Raw genomic sequence first — 16631 nt, forward strand, 5'->3', positions numbered from 1 at the left:
GTTGATTGTCCAAATCGAGGTAAAGACATGGATCCTATTATCGCTGCCGCTTCCGTAATTGCAGCTGCTCTGGCCGTTGGTCTGGCAGCTATCGGCCCTGGTATTGGTCAAGGTAATGCAGCTGGTCAAGCGGTAGAAGGTATTGCTCGCCAACCCGAGGCTGAAGGCAAGATCCGCGGCACTCTGCTGCTGAGCTTGGCTTTCATGGAAGCACTGACCATCTACGGTCTGGTGGTGGCTCTGGTGCTGCTGTTCGCTAACCCCTTCGCGTAGATTCAAAGTTGCTGGTTTAGGGGGAGGGCTGGTACCTTTCCCTAACCAGCAAGCATTAGCGATGTCACCTTGTAGTGCTGGCCCTGGGCCGAGTTAAAGGGCATACCCACGATGATGAATTTTGTTTGGTTACTGGCAGTTGAAACCGCTGAGGCGGTAGAAGAGGGCGGTGGTCTTTTTGACCTAGATGCCACCCTGCCGCTGATGGCCGTGCAGTTTGTACTGCTGGCAGTGGCTCTCAATGCGCTGTTCTATAAACCTCTGGGCAAAGTTTTAGACGAGCGCGACGGCTACATCAGTTCTAATCAGGTTGATGCAGCGGAACGATTGGCTAAGGCCGAGCAAATTGCTAATCAGTATCAGCAAGAGCTCGCTGAAACCCGTCGCCAGGCTCAAACGGTGATTGCCGAGGCCCAGGAAGAAGCCCAAAAGATTGCGTCTCAAACCGTTGCCGCTGCTCAGCAGGAGGCCCAGGCCCAGCGAGAGCAGGTGCAGCGAGAGCTAGACGATCAAAAGAATCAGGCCATGGCCACCCTGGAGCAACAGGTGGATGGTTTGAGTCGACAAATTTTAGACAAGCTGCTGGGGTCTTTGGCGGCCTAGGCTATTGGTGATGACGGGGTGATTTAGCCCCTGGAGTTGCCCGCGTCGTTGACGGAAAGTAGGGATATGACTATTGGTTGGTTACTAGCGGCGGAAGAAGGCGGGTTTGGTGTGGATTTCAACATCCTAGAAACCAACCTGATTAATCTGGTCATTATTATTGGCGTGCTGTACTACTTTGGCGGCAAGTTTTTAGGAAAAACCCTATCGACTCGCCAATCGGCCATTCAGACCGCGATCGCTGAGGCCGAGCAGCGCAAGAAAGAGGCCGCCGCCGCTCTGGCAGAGCAGCAGCAAAAGTTGGCCCAGGCTCAGGCGGAGGCCAAGAAAATTTTGGCCGAGGCTCAAACCACGGCAGAGCGCTCTCGCGAGGCCATTTTGGCCCAGTCTAAGACCGATGTAGAACGCATGCGGGCCACCGCCGCCCAGGATCTAACCTCCCAAGAGGCGCGGGTGATGCGAGAGCTACAGCAGCGAATTGCAGCCTTGGCCATTGAGCGCAGTGAAGCCGCTCTACCGGGTCAGCTCAATGACGACTTGCAGCGGCGTCTGGTCGATTCCAGCATTGCCCTGCTCCAAGGAGAATAGCTATGAACGACACAACGCTAAATTCTGAAATTGCGGCCCCCTATGCCAAGGCGTTAATGTCGGTTGCCGCCGACAACAACGCCGTTGACCAGGTGGGCGTCGAGGTGGCTGACCTGCTGGAGGTGCTAGATAGCTCCAAAGAGCTAACCGGCTTTTTAATGAGTCCATTGATGTCTGCCGACGCTAAAAAAGGCGTGCTGCGTCAGATTGCGGAAGGCAAAGTGAGCGATTTTCTGCTGAGGTTTTTGCTGCTGCTGGTTGACCGCAGCCGCGTGGCGTTCTTGAAGCCAATTCTTCAGCAGTACCAGACCCTGCTGCGAGAGCGGAACAACACGGTTTTGGCCGATGTTACGGCGGCGGTCGAGCTATCTGACGATCAGCAAAATGCCATCCGCGATCGCGTCAAGGCCATGACCGGTGCCAGCAGCGTCGAGCTATCCGTCACCGTTGATCCTGCCCTGATTGGCGGCTTGATCATCAAGGTTGGCTCCCAGGTGATCGACGCTAGCCTGCGGGGTCAGCTCCGCCGCATCGGTATGCAGCTAGCGGCAACCGCCTAGCCTCTAAGCTTGCCCCCTGGTTGGGCAGTTTCTCTGACGTCTCGTGTTTATGTAGGTTTATCCAGAGCAAGTCCTATGGTTAGTATCAGACCTGACGAAATTAGCAGCATTATTAAGCAGCAGATCGAGCAGTACAACCAGGAGGTCAAGGTCTCCAATGTGGGTACCGTGCTGCAGGTGGGTGACGGGATTGCCCGCATCTACGGCCTCGAGAACGCCATGTCTGGCGAGCTGCTGGAGTTTGAAGATGGCACCGTAGGTATCGCCCTCAACCTGGAAGAAGACAACGTGGGCGCGGTGCTGATGGGTGACGGCATCAATATCCGCGAGGGTAGTGCGGTTACCGCCACCGGCAAAATTGCGTCGGTTCCCGTGGGTGAGGCCATGCTGGGCCGCGTGGTAGACGCGCTGGGCCGCCCCATCGACGGCAAGGGCGATGTGCAGACCACCGAAACCCGACTGATTGAGTCTCCGGCCCCCGGCATCATTGCCCGGAAATCGGTGTACGAGCCGATGCAAACCGGCATTACCGCCATCGACGCCATGATTCCCATTGGCCGAGGCCAGCGCGAGCTGATCATTGGTGACCGTCAGACCGGTAAGACCGCGATCGCCATTGACACCATCCTCAACCAAAAGTCTGAGGACGTGGTCTGCGTATATGTGGCGATTGGTCAGAAGGCCTCTTCTGTGGCTCAGATTGTGGACGTGCTGCGCGATCGCGGTGCCCTCGACTACACCATTGTGGTCACCGCCAGCGCCAACGACCCGGCTCCGCTCCAATATCTGGCTCCCTACACGGGCGCTAGCCTGGCCGAGTACTTCATGTACAAGGGCAAAGCTACTCTGATCATCTACGATGACCTCACCAAGCAGGCCCAGGCCTACCGCCAGATGTCGCTGCTGCTGCGTCGTCCGCCCGGGCGTGAGGCCTATCCCGGCGACGTGTTCTACCTGCACTCTCGTCTGCTAGAGCGGGCCGCTAAGCTCAGCCCCGAACTGGGCGAGGGCAGCATGACCGCTCTACCGATTATTGAAACCCAAGCGGGTGACGTGTCGGCCTACATTCCCACCAACGTGATTTCCATCACTGACGGTCAGATCTTCCTGTCCTCTGACCTGTTCAACTCGGGTCTGCGCCCCGCGATCAACGCCGGTATTTCGGTGTCTCGGGTAGGGTCTGCGGCTCAGATCAAGGCGATGAAGCAGGTGGCCGGTAAGGTGAAGCTGGAGCTGGCTCAGTTTGACGAACTCCAGGCTTTCTCCCAGTTTGCCTCTGACCTGGATGCCGCTACCCAGAAGCAGCTGGCTCGCGGTCAGCGCCTGCGGGAACTGCTGAAGCAGCCCCAGTACTCTCCCATACCGGTGGAAGAGCAGGTGGCGATCATCTATGCCGGTATCAACGGCTATATGGACGAAGTACCTGTGGATCAGGTGACGGCTTTCTCGAAGTCTCTGCGCGACTACATCCGCAACAACAAGCCCAAGTTTGCGGAGCTGATTCGCAGCGAGAAGAAGCTTGGCGACGAAAGCGAAACCCTGCTCAAAGAAGCGATCGCTGAGACCAAGCAAGCCTTCATGGCGGCAGTCTAACCTCCTGTTCTAGCCGGGGTGTGGCCTGAGTCAACGCCCCGGTTCTTGACGACCCCTTAGGGATCCACTATGCCTAACTTAAAAGCGATTCGAGACCGCATTAAGTCTGTAAAAAATACCCGCAAGATTACCGAGGCCATGCGTTTGGTCGCCGCTGCTAAGGTGCGCCGTGCTCAGGAGCAGGTGATTGCCACTCGCCCCTTCGCCGATCGCCTTGCCCAGGTGCTCTACGGTCTGCAAAGCCGCCTCAAGTTTGAAGAAACTGACCTGCCGCTGCTCAAGCAGCGTGAAGTGAAGACTGTGGCGCTGCTTGTGATCTCCGGCGATCGCGGCCTCTGTGGCGGCTACAACACCAACGTCATTCGCAAGGCCGAGATTCGCTCTCAGGAGCTGGCCGCTGAGGGCTTGAACTATCGCTTTGTATTGGTGGGGCGCAAAGCCAGCCAGTACTTTAAGCGTCGCGACCAGCCCATCGAAGCCAGCTTCACTGGGCTAGAGCAAATTCCCATCGCGTCCGAAGCCTCAACCATTGCTGACGAGCTGCTATCGCTATTTCTATCCGATGAGGTCGATCGCGTCGAGTTGGTCTACACCCGCTTTGTGTCGCTGGTCAGCTCTCGCCCGGTGATTCAAACCCTGCTGCCCCTCGACCCCCAGGGGCTAGAGGTACCCGACGATGAAATCTTCCGCCTCACCACCAAAGGCGGCGTCTTCCAGGTAGAGCGGGAGAAGATGGCAGGCCCAGCCCCAGCCGAGTTTCCCCAGGATATGATCTTCGAGCAAGATCCGGTGCAAATTCTGGATGCGCTGCTGCCGCTGTACTTGAACAACCAGATTCTGCGGGCGCTGCAAGAGTCTGCGGCCAGCGAGCTAGCCGCTCGAATGACCGCCATGAACAACGCCAGCGACAACGCCAAGGAACTGGCTAAGACCCTAAACCTGACCTACAACAAAGCTCGCCAGGCCGCCATTACCCAGGAAATTCTGGAAGTAGTTGCTGGAGCCAATTCCCTCAACTAAGTCAGTAAAACCTACATTCACGATTCTAGGCCCCTCATAATTGTGAGGGGCTTTTTTGTGCATCCGGGTAGCCTTCGCCTCTGCCCCTGCGTGAACAACTTCACCCAGCCATCAGAGCAGAGATCCCCTAGCCGTGGCGCTTTTGGTGCCAGGCCCAGGCGTGGGTCAAGATGGTGTCAATGTCGGCGTACTGAGGGTTCCAGCCGAGGGTGGTGCGGGCGCGATCGCTACTGCCCACCAGCGCTGGCGGATCGCCAGGACGACGTTCCACCTCAACCACCGGGATAGACTTGCCAGTGATCCGCACTGCCGCGTCGATCACCTCTCGCACCGAGAAACCACTACCGTTCCCCAGGTTAAAGACGGCGCTCTCACCGCCCTTCAGCAGGTACTCTAGCCCCAAAATATGAGCATCGGCCAGGTCACAGACGTGGATGTAGTCGCGGACGCAGGTGCCATCGAGGGTGGGGTAGTCGGTGCCAAAAACGCTGATTGACTCCCGCTTGCCCAGGGCCGTTTGCAGCACCAGCGGAATCAGGTGGGTTTCGGGATTGTGGTCTTCGCCCAGCAGCCCGTTGGGATGAGCACCAGCGGCATTGAAGTAGCGGAAACGCACTGACTTGAAATCGTAGGCCTTGTCGTAGTCGGTCAGAATCCGCTCCACCATCAGCTTAGTCATGCCGTAGGGGTTGATCGGGTTTTGGGGATGGGTCTCGGTAATTGGCATCTCTTGAGGTACACCGTAGGTAGCACAAGTAGACGAAAACACGAATGTTTTAACGCCTGCTTCCATCATGGCGTCGAGCAGCGATAGGGTACCCACCACGTTGTTTTCGTAGTATTTGCTGGGATCGCTCACCGACTCACCCACGTAGGCATAGGCCGAGAAGTGCATAACGGCACTGATGTCATAGCGGCTAAACACATCTTTGAGCAGCGCCTTGTCCAGGGTGCTGCCAACAATTAGCTCAGCCTTTAAAGCTGTCTCAACCAGGTCACGATGGCCGTAGACCAGGTTGTCTAAAATCAGCACTCGGTAGCCAGCCTGCTGAAGCGCCATGACGGCATGGCTGCCAATGTAGCCAGCGCCCCCTGTCACCAGAATTGTTTTTAGGTCAGTTGTCATAGGAAGTATCTCTAAAGTGTTCGGTGCCGCTAGGCCATGAGTCTTGCCGAGGGCTAGTCTCCCGGTTACGCCATTTTAAGCCGTGACCCATGGCCTGACCTCCGCGCTGGGTTTAGGTCATTAACATTTCATCTCCAGGCTTTGAAACCCTCACGAAATTCAGCGCAGGGCGGCCCGTTAAGCAATTTTTAATCAAAGCTTACCGGCTACTTAGCCCCGCCATTAAGTGCTGCTGTGAGTAATGGCCGAAGATGACTCCGTAGCATTGGCTACCAGACGTAACCCCCAAGTGTTATCCATGGCTGACTTCACGCTCCAACTCTTTCACGCTGCTGACCAAGAGGGCAACATTACGGCCCTGGAGGATGCTCCACGGTTTTCGGCCGTTTTAAACGCGTTAACCGATCAAGATATCGATGGTGACGGCGTAGAAGGCTTTGCCAATACGCTAATTTTGTCCTCCGGGGATGCGTACATTCCCGGCGTGTTTTTCAATGCCAGCGGTGATGCGTTTGGCGGTGCCGGACGCGGCGATATTTTAATTCAAAATGCCCTGGGCTTTCAGGCGATCGCCTTTGGCAACCACGAGTTTGATCAGGGCACTGCTCTGGTGGCCGACCTGATTGGCGGTAGCCAAGACGATCCAACGACAGAAGTCGACGAATCATTTGCTGGAACAGCGTTTCCTTACCTGAGCAGCAACCTCGATTTCAGCACCGACGCCAACCTGGCCGATCTAGTCGTGCCCGATGCCGCTGCTCCGCAGCCCAAGGGCATCGCAGCCTCCACTGTGATTGAGGTCAACGGCGAGAGAATCGGCGTGGTGGGGGCCACGACCCCCACCATCAGCAACGTCAACGTGCGCATCTCTAGCCCTGGGGATGTCACGGTGCTGCCCCAGCCCTTTGACAGCAGCCCCACTCCAGACCAGCTCGATGCCCTGGCCGCTGAAATTCAGGCCGATGTCGATGCGCTGCTGACCGCTAACCCCGACATCGACAAAGTTGTGCTGCTGGCCCACATGCAGCAGATCGCCATTGAGCAAGAGCTGGCCCAGCGGCTGTCAAACGTCGATATTATCGTTGCGGGCGGATCTAACACTCGCCTCTTCGACGCGGACGATCGCCCTCGCGCTGGCGACACCAACCAGGGCATTTATCCCATTATTCAAACCGGGGCTGACGGTAACCCCGTCGCCGTGGTCAACACCGATGGCAACTACAAGTATGTCGGTCGCCTGGTGATCGACTTTGACGAAAACGGTGTGCTTTTGCCCGAGAGCTACGACCCGACGATCAGCGGTGCCTACGCCACCGACGATGAGGGTGTTGCTGCCGTCGGTGGTACAGGGCTGGCAGATCCGGCGATCGCAGCCATTGCCGACGCTCTGCGCGAGGTGATTATTGCCACCGAGAGCAATGTGCTTGGCGTGAGCGATGTCTTTTTAGACGGTCGCCGTGGCGCAGTGCGTACCGAGGAAACTAACCTGGGCAACCTGACCGCCGACGCTAATCTGGCCGCGGCTAGAGAGATTGACCCAACCACAGTGATTTCTCTTAAGAATGGCGGCGGCATTCGCAACCCCATTGGGCAAATTATCGTGCCCGCTGGGGGCACTGGCGATGCTGAATTGCTGCCCAATGAGGAGATTGCCGGGGTGAAACCCGCAGGCGGCATCTCTCAAACCGACATTGAAAACACCCTGCAATTTAACAATGACCTCTCGCTGATCACTGTAACCGCCGAAGAACTGCTGGCGCTGGTGGAGACTGGGATTGCAGGCATTGCTGCCGACGACAGCGCCAGTCCAGGTGCTTTTCCTCAGATTAGCGGGTTTGCCTTTAGCTTTGATGCCACCGCCGAGCCGGGTAGCCGAGTTCAATCCCTGGCGATTGAAGACGCCGAGGGCAACGACATTGACGTGGTGGTACAAAACGGTGAGATTGTCGGCGACGCTAGCCGTACCTTCCGCATGGTGACTCTGAGTTTCTTGGCCGACGGTGGCGACGGCTATCCCTTTTCCACGGGCGAAGCCGCTAATCGGGTAGACCTCGTGGATGAAGCCTCTATGCCCACGGGCAGCGCCACCTTTGCAACTGACTTCTCTGAACAAGATGCGCTGGCAGAATTTTTGCTGGCCAACTTTGGCAGCGCAGCAACTCCCTTTGGCGCTGAGGAGGTCGGACGCGAGCTGGATAGCCGCATTCAAAACCTGGCCTTCCGCGGTGACGGCGTGATCGACATGGCTGGCCCGGTTGACCCCACTCCTGTTGATCCAACCCCTGTGGCTTCATCGCTGCTGTTTCCCCTGGGCACCTACGAGACTGGGGTCTTTGACGAAAGCGGTGCTGAAATCGTGGTCTACGACCCGGACTCTCAGCGTCTGTTTGTAGTCAACGCCAACGTTCCCACTGTAGAAGTTCTGGATATTAGCGATCCCGCCAACCCCACCAAACTGTTTGACATTGATCCCTCAGCCTACGGGGCTGGGGCCAATAGTGTGGCGATCGCAAATGGCATTGTCGCAGTGGCCATTGAAGCGACAGAGAAAACTGACCCCGGTAGCGTGGTGTTCTTCGACATCGACGGCAACTTCTTGAACGCCGTTACCGTGGGCGCTCTGCCCGACATGCTGACCTTTACCCCCGATGGTACTAAGGTGCTGGTGGCCAACGAAGGCGAGCCCAATGACGATTACACCATTGACCCCGAGGGGTCGATCAGCATCATCAACCTGTCTGGAGGCGTCGCCAACCTCAGCCAGGCCAATGTCACCACCGCTGACTTCACCGCCTTTAACGACCAGCGCGACGCGCTGATCGACTCCGGAGTGCGGATCTTTGGTCTCAACGCCACCGTCGCTCAGGATGTTGAGCCTGAGTACATCGCTGTTACGGGTGACTCCAGCACGGCCTACGTGGCGCTGCAAGAAAACAACGCCCTAGCCGTCGTGGATATCGCCTCTGGTGCTGTCACCGATATTCTGCCCCTAGGGTTTAAGGATTACTCAGTTGTGCCACTGGACGCCAGCGATCGCGACGACGCCATCAACATCACCACCTACCCCAACCTGTTTGGCATGTACATGCCCGACGCCATCTCCCTTTACGAAGCTGGTGGCGAAACCTACATCGTCACCGCCAATGAGGGCGATGCTCGCATCCGCCCCGATGGTGACCTAGAAGATGAAGCGGGCAACATCATTGCGGAAGAGGGTGTCTTCTTTAACGAAGAAGCCCGGGTGAGCGACCTGGCATTGGATCCAGTAGCTTTCCCCAACGCCGCTGAGCTTCAGTCCGACGAGGCTCTGGGCCGGTTGACGGTGACCACCACCCTGGGCGATGCCAATGGCGACGGTCTTTACGAGGAACTCTATGCCTTTGGGGGCCGATCCTTCTCGATTTGGGATACCCAGGGCAACCTGGTCTACGACAGCGGTGCGGAGTTTGAGCAGACTATCGCCGAGCTATTCCCCACCGAATTCAACTCTGACAACAGCGAGAACGGCTCCTTCGACAGCCGCAGCGACGCTAAAGGGCCTGAGCCGGAAGGTGTAACGGTTGGCGAAGTCAATGGGCGCACCTATGCCTTCATCGGCCTAGAGCGGTTTGGCGGTGTGATGACCTACGACATCACCAACCCCACCGAAGCGTTCTTTGTGGACTACGTCAACAACCGCGATTTTGCAGGCGATGCCGAGACCAGTAGCGCGGGCGACCTGGGCGCTGAAGGACTCACATTCATTTCTGCTGCCGATAGCCCTAGCGGCAGTCCTCTAGTAGTGGTGGCTAACGAAGTCAGCGGCACCACCACGGTATTTGACGCCAGCGCCCTAGAAGCCCTATCCCCCAGTGTCCCTGGGGATGAGGTTTCCAACCTACTGCTTGACCTCCGCGACATTGTGGGGGACGTAGCTACGACCTTCTCCGTCAACCGGGAAGCCGCTTTCGATAACTTCGTCGGCTTCTACCAGATCGCCGATCTCAACGGCGGCGTTGACCTCAACGGCGACGGGCTGGCGGACATAACGCCGGGCCAATCGGGGTATACCGAGGCCGCCCTGGCCAATCGAGCTGAGACGGTGGCCCTGACCACCGCCAACCTGACAACCTCAGTGTTTGAGTCAGCGGTGGCTGGCGGCAGCCTCTATGCCCCCTTCCTAATTGCCAACGGCAACCTAGACAGCTTCAACGCCAACGAGGTGTACTTTGCCTTTGGGGCGGCCAACGCTGACGGGGTTGAGCACATTCGCGTTACCAATGGCGCGATCGGGTTTGAAGACCTGTTTGGCGGCGGCGACAATGACTTCAACGACATTGTTGTAGAAGTTGCCGCATCGGTCTAAACACCAGGGTTAACCCACGGCAGCTAAGCCTTGGTTGCCTCCTGGTTTAGCCTTCGGGTAAGCAGGCTCAAAATTTGAGCCTGCTTTTTTATCGCTGGCCTGACGCTGTTTCGAGTAGCTTGCCTCAGCCTGGTCAGAAAGGCTTGATTTGGGGTGTATTGATTTCTAAGGACTTGTGGGCCTGGGCCAATGCGATCGCGCCCTGTATAGCCCCAAGCAGGCTAGCCAACAAAAACCTCGTTGACCTTGCGCTTAAAAGGGGCCACAGACAGGTATAGTAATACTCAGTTGGTTACCACCACGGGCCACGACAACACAAACCGGTTTGACAAGGGTATACCTGTTATCTATACTGGGGAGTGTTGGAAAAAATAGGCCCCCATCGTCTAGAGGCCTAGGACACCTCCCTTTCACGGAGGCGACGGGGATTCGAATTCCCCTGGGGGTATAGGTCTCAATAACGTTGAAGCCTCGTAACAAAAGTTGCGGGGCTTTAGTTTTTGGCTCAGACCAACCTCAGGTCAGGTGACAAGCTCAATCACTTCCAGTACTGTAAAGATCACCTAACGGGTTCAACCTCTAACTAAGGGGAATCTATGACCTTTATTAAGCTACTGGCAACCGCAGTCGGTATTGTCTCGGCGATCGCGCTAGTGGTCGTAGGGTTAGTAGAGGCTCCCTGGCAGCTGCTGCTGATCGGTCTCTTGGTGGCCCTCTACGGGTTACAGCGTCAGATCTGGGCCTGTGAGTCAGCCAGTCAGGTTGACAGTGCCCTATTGCCCACCGACCTCAATGCCCGGAATAGTTCGGTTTCGACCGGCTCGGCTCAGATAGAAGCGAGTTCTTCAAACAACTCCGCGATCGCAGCCTCCGACCCGCAAGAGGCTGAGGGCGAAGAGCTGATCTACCGAGGCATTCGATACCGCCCTAGCCAGTCAGACACCCCCCCGCCGCCAGACGAAAAGGTAGAGGGCATCTATCGAGGCCAACCCTGGGAGCGTTAGACCACACGCACCAGCCAGCTGACAGGGTGACAATTCTATGCCGACTCCCCCGGGGCAAAAATGCTTTCATCATGGGCAAAAGCCTTAAACTCTAGGGCATTGCCGCTGGGGTCAGTAATAAACAGCGTAAACTGCTCCCCGACCTCACCCGCAAATCGCTGGTAGGGCTCGATTAGAAACTCTACTTGGGCTTGGCGCAGGCGATCGGCTAAGGTATGCCATTCAGCCGGGGTGAGAATCACGCCCCAGTGGCTAACAGGCACCTTGTGACCATCTACGCCATTGGTAGGCACCGTGGTCTGGGGTTCAGCCTGATGGGCCGTAATCTGATGGCCAAAAAAATTAAAGTCAATCCAGGTTAAGGCGGTGCGCCCCACCGAGCAGCCCAGCACGGTCTCATAAAAGTGACGTGTACTTTTCAGGTCGTACACTGGAAACGCCACATGAAAGGGACGAAGCATCGCCATGACCTCTAGGTTTACGTTTGGGCCTAGCACCGATAGGCTGGGGTCAGCCATAGAAGCCAGCCCCCCCCGCTATGCCCTCACCCACTGTACCTTCTACACCGGCTGGAGCGTGCTGCAAAACCACGCGCTGGTCATAGAGGGCAGTCGAATTTTAGATCTCGTGCCTGAAGCCCAGCTCCCCTCAGATTTGCTTCAGCTCAATGGCCAAGGCTGGACGGCGGCCCCTGGCTTTATCGATCTACAGCTCAATGGCTGCGGCGGCGTCATGTTCAACGACGCCATTACCGCCGACACCCTCGACACTATGCACCGCACCAATCTCCAGAGCGGCACTACGAGTTTTTTGCCCACCCTGATTACCACTACAGACCAGGCTATGGACGACGCCATGGCCCTAATGACCGAGTATCGCCGTCAACAGCCCTATCAGGTGCTAGGGCTCCATTTAGAAGGCCCCTATCTCAACCCTGGGCGGGGCGGAATTCACGATCGCGCTTCAATTCGCTCGGCCGACAGGACTATGATTACCCGCATTGCCCAAGCCGGGCCAGAAGTGGTTAGGCTGGTCACCCTAGCCCCCGAGGTTGTCAAGCCAGAGTACATTCGGCAGTTAGCTAAAGCAGGCATTGTGGTGTCTGCCGGGCACTCTGAGTCTAGCTTTGAAGAGGCCTTGGCCGGATTTGGGGCTGGGGTCAGCATGGTTACTCATCTGTTTAACGCCATGTCTGCCTGGCAAGGGCGCAGCCCAGGGCTGGTCGGGGCCGCGTTTAGCCAAGCCCATGTCTACGCAGGGGTAATTGCCGATGGGCACCACGTGCACTACGGATCTGTCAGCCTGGCGCACCACATTAAGCAAGACCATCTGGTGCTTGTCACCGATGCTACCCCTCCGGTAGGCACAGCGCTAGAGTCCTTCGTGATTGGCGGCCAGGAGGTATTTTATCGAGACGGTAAATGCGTCTCGGCTGATGGCACCCTTGGGGGGGCGGCGCTCACGTTAATGGCAGCCGTAGAAAACTGCGTGCGGCACGCGGGCATTCCCCTGGCAGAGGCTCTGCGCATGGCCACCCTATACCCAGCCCGAGCCCTGAGAATTGACCACTCCTTAGGGATGCTATCGGCGGGTCACCAGGCCAACATAACCCTGTTTGATACGGACACGTTCACCGTGAACGGGGTGATCGATCAAGGGGTACTGGCCTGGTCTAGGACGGGGCTGCAATAGATGAGCGAGACTTTCACTAAAGCCGGGGACGCGGTAAGCCAACTACTCGCTGCTGGAGCAGTTGAGCGGCCATCATCTGGCTACGCAGGCTAATCCACAGGCTGCACTGATCTTCGGCGATGGACACCAGTGCCCCAGCTTGCTGCTCAGAAAATTTGCAGGCTAGATGATACAGCCGGGTACGCTTGTCGGCTTCAACGGTTAAGGCGCGATAGTAGAGTTCGTTGTAAAAATGGGTACCGTCCTGCAGGGCACCGTTAAACCAAAATTTAAAGACCTGAACTCGACTTTCGGGCAAAACCTTTGGCAGCATTGAGGCTCTCGATTGACCTAATTTCAGCATACCCAGCTAACCCCAAAAATGCTGATATACCGGCAGATGTAGGGGTATTGTCGAGGATTGAGGGCGATCGCTTTATTGACAGATCGTGCGGGCGAAGGCCGACTCCACCAGCGATCGCAAAATGTCCATGCTGAGAGGCTGCACCAGTAGCCCATCTAGCCCCGGTGTGTCTTCGCTGTAGTTCCACTGGGGGCTAGTCGAATCCGTTAGCGCCACAATCGTCATATCAGGAGCCTGCTGGTGCTGCCGCAGTTGATTGACGAGCGGCTGTGACCAATCTTGAAAATTATTGCCGACCAAAATCACCAGGCAAGGTGCCCCCTGACTAACACGGGTAACCGCTTGCTCAGTAGAGTTGGCCACAAATACGGGGTATTGCAGGTCAGCTTCCAGGGGATGAGCGTCGTCATGGCGAGCACGGTCTGGGTCGAGCACAAGAATATAGTCACGAATTAAGGTCATGGCTGAAAACGACGCAATTGCCTTCCATATTACCTAGGGGGGAAACAGCGTCTACCGTCTGTTAAACGCCTTTTTGAGCCATAGACTGGGGTTTTCATGCCATTTCAGGAACTTGAATCGATTTCAATCTTCCGTTTTTTTTAGGCTCTCTAAAGGCATGCCAAAGCCGCGATCTTACAAAAGCAAAACTATAATCAAGTTATGTAAATTATCGATCCAGAAACTGCTAATTATTTAGCTATTGATAACGTTTTGTGCAAGCAGCCCTCAATCTCACCGCCAACCCTAGGCCAGGGTTGGGTAACCCTAGCTACAAAAACCCCTGGGGCCCTTTGCTATGTTTAGCAGATAAAATTTGCCGTTTATAACGAAACCCAGTGGGCGCTGTATCGGTACAGATTATTGAGGGCAACCCCCATTTGCGATCGCTCCTGGGTTGGCATCTTCAGCAAGCTGGCTACAGAGTTTTTCAGTCGGCAGATGTTGTTCGCACCCGCGACATTTTTCAGAGCCGACAGCCAGACTTAGTCATTCTAGACTCACAACTTCCCGACGGAGACGGCGTAGAACTCTGCAAATGGCTACACAGTCAGGGGCAGCCCCTGATCATGATTCTCTCCGCCTGCAACACAGAAACCGACATTGTGACTGGACTCCGGGCCGGAGCCGACGACTACATGACCAAGCCCTTCGGCATGCAGGAATTCTTAGCCCGGGTTGAGGCCCTAACCCGGCGCGTGCGCCTCATGAGTGCGCCAGCATCGCTCACCTACGGCGACTTAAACATCGACCTAGTGCAGCGGCGCGTCAACTTTCGCGGCGACTATATCGATCTAACGCCCCAAGAATTTAGCCTGCTGTACGTGCTCACCCAAGCGGCGGGGTCTCCCTTGAGCCGCACTGATCTGCTGCGCCGTGCCTGGCCCGATGCGATCGACAATCCCAGAACCGTTGACACTCATATTCTCTCTTTACGCAAAAAAATTGAAGTTGACCCCAGGCAGCCAAACATTATTCAAACGGTACGCAATGTAGGCTACCGCTTCAATGTTGAGCGCGTTTCCGCCGAATCTAACGGCCACAGCCTTCGGGCTAGCGCCCCTTTAGCGTCTTCATCGCTGATTTAAGATAATTTAGATCGGCTAACCAGTTTCGAGACAACGCTCTAACGGTTGCCATACCTTGCCATAGCCCCGCTGGGGTAAGTTTTGAGAATATTGCAAGTTAGCAAAGACGGGGGTCGTTGCCTTCTTTGCTTCTGGGAACAAGCTAGACCAAGAATTCGCACCCGATCCAGGCCCAATATCCCGCAGGCAACAACCGGCAATTGGGTAGGAACAAACGACTTTTGCCCTGAGGAATGGAGGGTATCAGCAGATTTTGGCATCCGGATGAGCAGAGGCCCTACGCAAGTAGTCATTTGCAGTAGTTGTACAGCCAATCGCAGCACTTTAACCTAAATTAGGAGTCTGCACCAGTCGTGGCGAGTTTTGGTGAATTAGACTATAATTCAGAAACCCTTTATGCTGGCCTAGCTAACCCTGTGTTTACGACCCTTTCACCTGTTACCACAGTCCCGACCCACGATCTCGTAGACGCCATTAACGCTCTCAAGCAAGAGCTAAATGCCGTTGTTTTGGCCCACTATTACCAAGAGTCTGAGATTCAAGACGTAGCCGACTACATTGGCGATTCGTTGGGGTTATCTCGCCAGGCGGCAGATACCAGTGCCGATGTGATCGTGTTTGCGGGGGTGCACTTCATGGCCGAAACTGCCAAAATTCTCAACCCCGAAAAGCAAGTTCTGCTGCCCGATCTCGATGCTGGCTGTTCGCTGGCAGACAGCTGCCCCCCCGCCGCCTTTGAAGCCTTTAAGGCCGCCCACCCAGACCACCTGGTAATTTCGTATATCAACTGCACGGCGGCTATTAAGGCCATGAGCGATATTATTTGCACCAGTTCCAATGCGGTCAGCATTGTGAAACAGCTACCTGCTGACCAAAAAATTATTTTTGCCCCCGACCAAAATCTAGGCCGCTACGTGATGCAGCAAACTGGTCGCGATATGCTGCTTTGGCAGGGCAGCTGCATGGTGCACGAAACGTTTTCCGAAAAAAAGTTGGTACAGCTTCAGATGAATCACCCCCACGCTGAGGTAATTGCCCACCCCGAGTGCGAAGCGGCGGTGCTGCGCCATGCCCATTTTGTCGGGTCAACGACGGCCTTGCTGAAGCACGCCCAGCAGAGCCCTAAGGCTGAGTTCATAGTGGTGACAGAACCAGGCATCATTCACCAGATGGAAAAACAGGCTCCGGGCAAGGTGTTTATCCCGGCACCGCCCACAGCATCCTGCGCCTGCAACGAATGCCCCCATATGCGCCTTAACACCTTGGAAAAGCTTTACCTGGCAATGAAGCATCGCCAGCCCGAGATTGTTTTAGCCCCCGAACTACAGCGCCAAGCTCTCAAGCCTATCCAACGAATGCTAGACCTTAGTACACCTTAGTTCAGCTAGCCTTAGGCTCCCTGAACAAAGCTCTTGAGCTCGGCAGCCAGTTGCTCAATCAGGCTGTCGTGATCTGTATCTAATGAACTGCTGTCTTGCTCGATGCGTTGTACGACATCATCGGGCAGATTGAGCAACGATACCAAACGATTGTAAGCATCTGCTTCCTCTTGGTTGATCAACTCTTCACCCGGAGTACGGGCGCTAGCGCTAATCACCTGACGGCCTAGTTTAAGCACCAGCTCGCGCTCAGCAGGACGGGTGAGCTTAGGCACCAGTTCTTCGAGGGGCAGGTTTTGCATCAAATAGTCGCGTAACTCGTCACGCAGTGCGGCCTGTTGACTAGCATCGCTGGCAAACAGACGACTGAACTGATCGAGCATGACACCTACTTCTTCGTCGGCCAAATGGCCGTCGCTCCAGGCCATAGTCGACGCAATGCGTAGCAGAGTCATCTGGCTGGGGGTAATCGATGGAGGCAGGGGAGGTTGAATAGGCATAGCAATCTCCGGGGTA

General features: G+C 56.1%; 16 protein-coding genes and 1 tRNA gene. 12 read left to right on the plus strand and 5 right to left on the minus strand.

The window, feature by feature from the left end; genetic code table 11:
• Nucleotides 1-27: 27 nt before the first annotated feature.
• From atpE to VB780_RS17280, 6 genes are all read left to right on the plus strand, one after another.
• Complete coding sequence (gene atpE, locus VB780_RS17255; RefSeq protein ID WP_073606645.1) at nucleotides 28-273, plus strand: ATP synthase F0 subunit C; 246 nt, start codon at nucleotides 28-30, stop codon at nucleotides 271-273.
• Nucleotides 274-384: 111 nt separating this feature from the next.
• Nucleotides 385-876: a F0F1 ATP synthase subunit B' gene (locus VB780_RS17260; RefSeq protein ID WP_323352412.1), complete on the plus strand. Its 492-nt coding sequence runs from the start codon at nucleotides 385-387 to the stop codon at nucleotides 874-876.
• Between the two features lie 66 nt (nucleotides 877-942).
• Complete coding sequence (locus tag VB780_RS17265) at nucleotides 943-1464, plus strand: F0F1 ATP synthase subunit B (RefSeq protein WP_323352413.1); 522 nt, start codon at nucleotides 943-945, stop codon at nucleotides 1462-1464.
• 2 nt (nucleotides 1465-1466) lie between these two features.
• On the plus strand, nucleotides 1467-2024 hold the full coding sequence (gene atpH, locus VB780_RS17270) for an ATP synthase F1 subunit delta (RefSeq protein WP_323352414.1): 558 nt from the start codon (nucleotides 1467-1469) through the stop codon (nucleotides 2022-2024).
• 75 nt (nucleotides 2025-2099) lie between these two features.
• On the plus strand, nucleotides 2100-3617 hold the full coding sequence (gene atpA / locus VB780_RS17275) for a F0F1 ATP synthase subunit alpha (protein WP_323352415.1): 1518 nt from the start codon (nucleotides 2100-2102) through the stop codon (nucleotides 3615-3617).
• 69 nt (nucleotides 3618-3686) lie between these two features.
• A complete protein-coding gene (locus tag VB780_RS17280) occupies nucleotides 3687-4637 on the plus strand; it encodes a F0F1 ATP synthase subunit gamma (protein ID WP_323352416.1) in 951 nt (316 codons plus the stop codon).
• 127 nt (nucleotides 4638-4764) lie between these two features.
• On the opposite strand, the gene galE is transcribed toward VB780_RS17280, so the two are convergent.
• Nucleotides 4765-5763 (minus strand): UDP-glucose 4-epimerase GalE, encoded by a 999-nt coding sequence (gene galE, locus VB780_RS17285; RefSeq protein WP_323352417.1) that lies wholly within the window; start codon nucleotides 5761-5763, stop codon nucleotides 4765-4767.
• 298 nt (nucleotides 5764-6061) lie between these two features.
• Here galE and VB780_RS17290 point away from each other — a divergent pair, with 298 nt between their 5' ends.
• The 3 genes from VB780_RS17290 to VB780_RS17300 all read left to right on the plus strand — a co-directional run bounded on the left by VB780_RS17290 (nucleotide 6062) and on the right by VB780_RS17300 (nucleotide 11112).
• On the plus strand, nucleotides 6062-10108 hold the full coding sequence (locus tag VB780_RS17290) for a choice-of-anchor I family protein (protein ID WP_323352418.1): 4047 nt from the start codon (nucleotides 6062-6064) through the stop codon (nucleotides 10106-10108).
• Between the two features lie 375 nt (nucleotides 10109-10483).
• Nucleotides 10484-10556, plus strand: a tRNA-Glu gene (locus tag VB780_RS17295).
• 148 nt (nucleotides 10557-10704) lie between these two features.
• Nucleotides 10705-11112, plus strand: coding sequence for a DUF4278 domain-containing protein (locus VB780_RS17300; RefSeq protein ID WP_323352419.1), 408 nt, complete (start codon nucleotides 10705-10707; stop codon nucleotides 11110-11112).
• A gap of 35 nt (nucleotides 11113-11147) precedes the next feature.
• Here the strand turns inward: VB780_RS17300 and VB780_RS17305 are convergent, their stop codons facing one another.
• The gene (locus VB780_RS17305) at nucleotides 11148-11573 is read right to left on the minus strand and encodes a VOC family protein (RefSeq protein ID WP_323352420.1); all 426 of its coding nucleotides are present in this window, start codon (nucleotides 11571-11573) and stop codon (nucleotides 11148-11150) included.
• Between the two features lie 4 nt (nucleotides 11574-11577).
• On the opposite strand from VB780_RS17305, the gene nagA reads away from it, so the two are divergent.
• Nucleotides 11578-12804 carry an N-acetylglucosamine-6-phosphate deacetylase gene (gene nagA, locus VB780_RS17310; RefSeq protein WP_323352421.1) on the plus strand — a complete coding sequence of 409 codons (1227 nt, stop codon included), beginning with the start codon at nucleotides 11578-11580 and terminating at the stop codon, nucleotides 12802-12804.
• Nucleotides 12805-12820: 16 nt separating this feature from the next.
• On the opposite strand, the gene VB780_RS17315 is transcribed toward nagA, so the two are convergent.
• Together VB780_RS17315 and VB780_RS17320 are read right to left on the minus strand one after the other, a co-directional pair.
• Nucleotides 12821-13117: a hypothetical protein gene (locus VB780_RS17315; RefSeq protein ID WP_323352422.1), complete on the minus strand. Its 297-nt coding sequence runs from the start codon at nucleotides 13115-13117 to the stop codon at nucleotides 12821-12823.
• 102 nt (nucleotides 13118-13219) lie between these two features.
• Complete coding sequence (locus VB780_RS17320; protein ID WP_323352423.1) at nucleotides 13220-13609, minus strand: hypothetical protein; 390 nt, start codon at nucleotides 13607-13609, stop codon at nucleotides 13220-13222.
• Between the two features lie 377 nt (nucleotides 13610-13986).
• Here VB780_RS17320 and VB780_RS17325 point away from each other — a divergent pair, with 377 nt between their 5' ends.
• Together VB780_RS17325 and nadA are read left to right on the plus strand one after the other, a co-directional pair.
• Nucleotides 13987-14736 carry a response regulator transcription factor gene (locus tag VB780_RS17325; RefSeq protein WP_323352424.1) on the plus strand — a complete coding sequence of 250 codons (750 nt, stop codon included), beginning with the start codon at nucleotides 13987-13989 and terminating at the stop codon, nucleotides 14734-14736.
• A gap of 416 nt (nucleotides 14737-15152) precedes the next feature.
• Nucleotides 15153-16115, plus strand: coding sequence for a quinolinate synthase NadA (gene nadA, locus VB780_RS17330; protein WP_323352425.1), 963 nt, complete (start codon nucleotides 15153-15155; stop codon nucleotides 16113-16115).
• 11 nt (nucleotides 16116-16126) lie between these two features.
• On the opposite strand, the gene VB780_RS17335 is transcribed toward nadA, so the two are convergent.
• On the minus strand, nucleotides 16127-16615 hold the full coding sequence (locus tag VB780_RS17335; protein WP_323352426.1) for a TerB family tellurite resistance protein: 489 nt from the start codon (nucleotides 16613-16615) through the stop codon (nucleotides 16127-16129).
• Between the last annotated feature and the right edge of the window lie 16 nt (nucleotides 16616-16631).

The sequence above is a fragment of the Leptolyngbya sp. CCNP1308 genome (genome assembly GCF_034932455.1).
GTDB lineage: Bacteria > Cyanobacteriota > Cyanobacteriia > Phormidesmidales > Phormidesmidaceae > Nodosilinea.

Coding starts and splice junctions, on each gene's coding strand:
- VB780_RS17320 (WP_323352423.1), bottom strand. CDS start 13,609: ATGACCTTAATTCGTGACTATATTCTTGTGCTCGACCCAGACCGTGCT.
- atpA (WP_323352415.1), top strand. CDS start 2,100: ATGGTTAGTATCAGACCTGACGAAATTAGCAGCATTATTAAGCAGCAG.
- atpE (WP_073606645.1), top strand. CDS start 28: ATGGATCCTATTATCGCTGCCGCTTCCGTAATTGCAGCTGCTCTGGCC.
- VB780_RS17260 (WP_323352412.1), top strand. CDS start 385: ATGATGAATTTTGTTTGGTTACTGGCAGTTGAAACCGCTGAGGCGGTA.
- galE (WP_323352417.1), bottom strand. CDS start 5,763: ATGACAACTGACCTAAAAACAATTCTGGTGACAGGGGGCGCTGGCTAC.
- VB780_RS17300 (WP_323352419.1), top strand. CDS start 10,705: ATGACCTTTATTAAGCTACTGGCAACCGCAGTCGGTATTGTCTCGGCG.
- VB780_RS17265 (WP_323352413.1), top strand. CDS start 943: ATGACTATTGGTTGGTTACTAGCGGCGGAAGAAGGCGGGTTTGGTGTG.
- VB780_RS17305 (WP_323352420.1), bottom strand. CDS start 11,573: ATGCTTCGTCCCTTTCATGTGGCGTTTCCAGTGTACGACCTGAAAAGT.
- atpH (WP_323352414.1), top strand. CDS start 1,467: ATGAACGACACAACGCTAAATTCTGAAATTGCGGCCCCCTATGCCAAG.
- VB780_RS17290 (WP_323352418.1), top strand. CDS start 6,062: ATGGCTGACTTCACGCTCCAACTCTTTCACGCTGCTGACCAAGAGGGC.
- VB780_RS17280 (WP_323352416.1), top strand. CDS start 3,687: ATGCCTAACTTAAAAGCGATTCGAGACCGCATTAAGTCTGTAAAAAAT.
- VB780_RS17315 (WP_323352422.1), bottom strand. CDS start 13,117: ATGCTGCCAAAGGTTTTGCCCGAAAGTCGAGTTCAGGTCTTTAAATTT.
- nagA (WP_323352421.1), top strand. CDS start 11,578: ATGACCTCTAGGTTTACGTTTGGGCCTAGCACCGATAGGCTGGGGTCA.
- VB780_RS17335 (WP_323352426.1), bottom strand. CDS start 16,615: ATGCCTATTCAACCTCCCCTGCCTCCATCGATTACCCCCAGCCAGATG.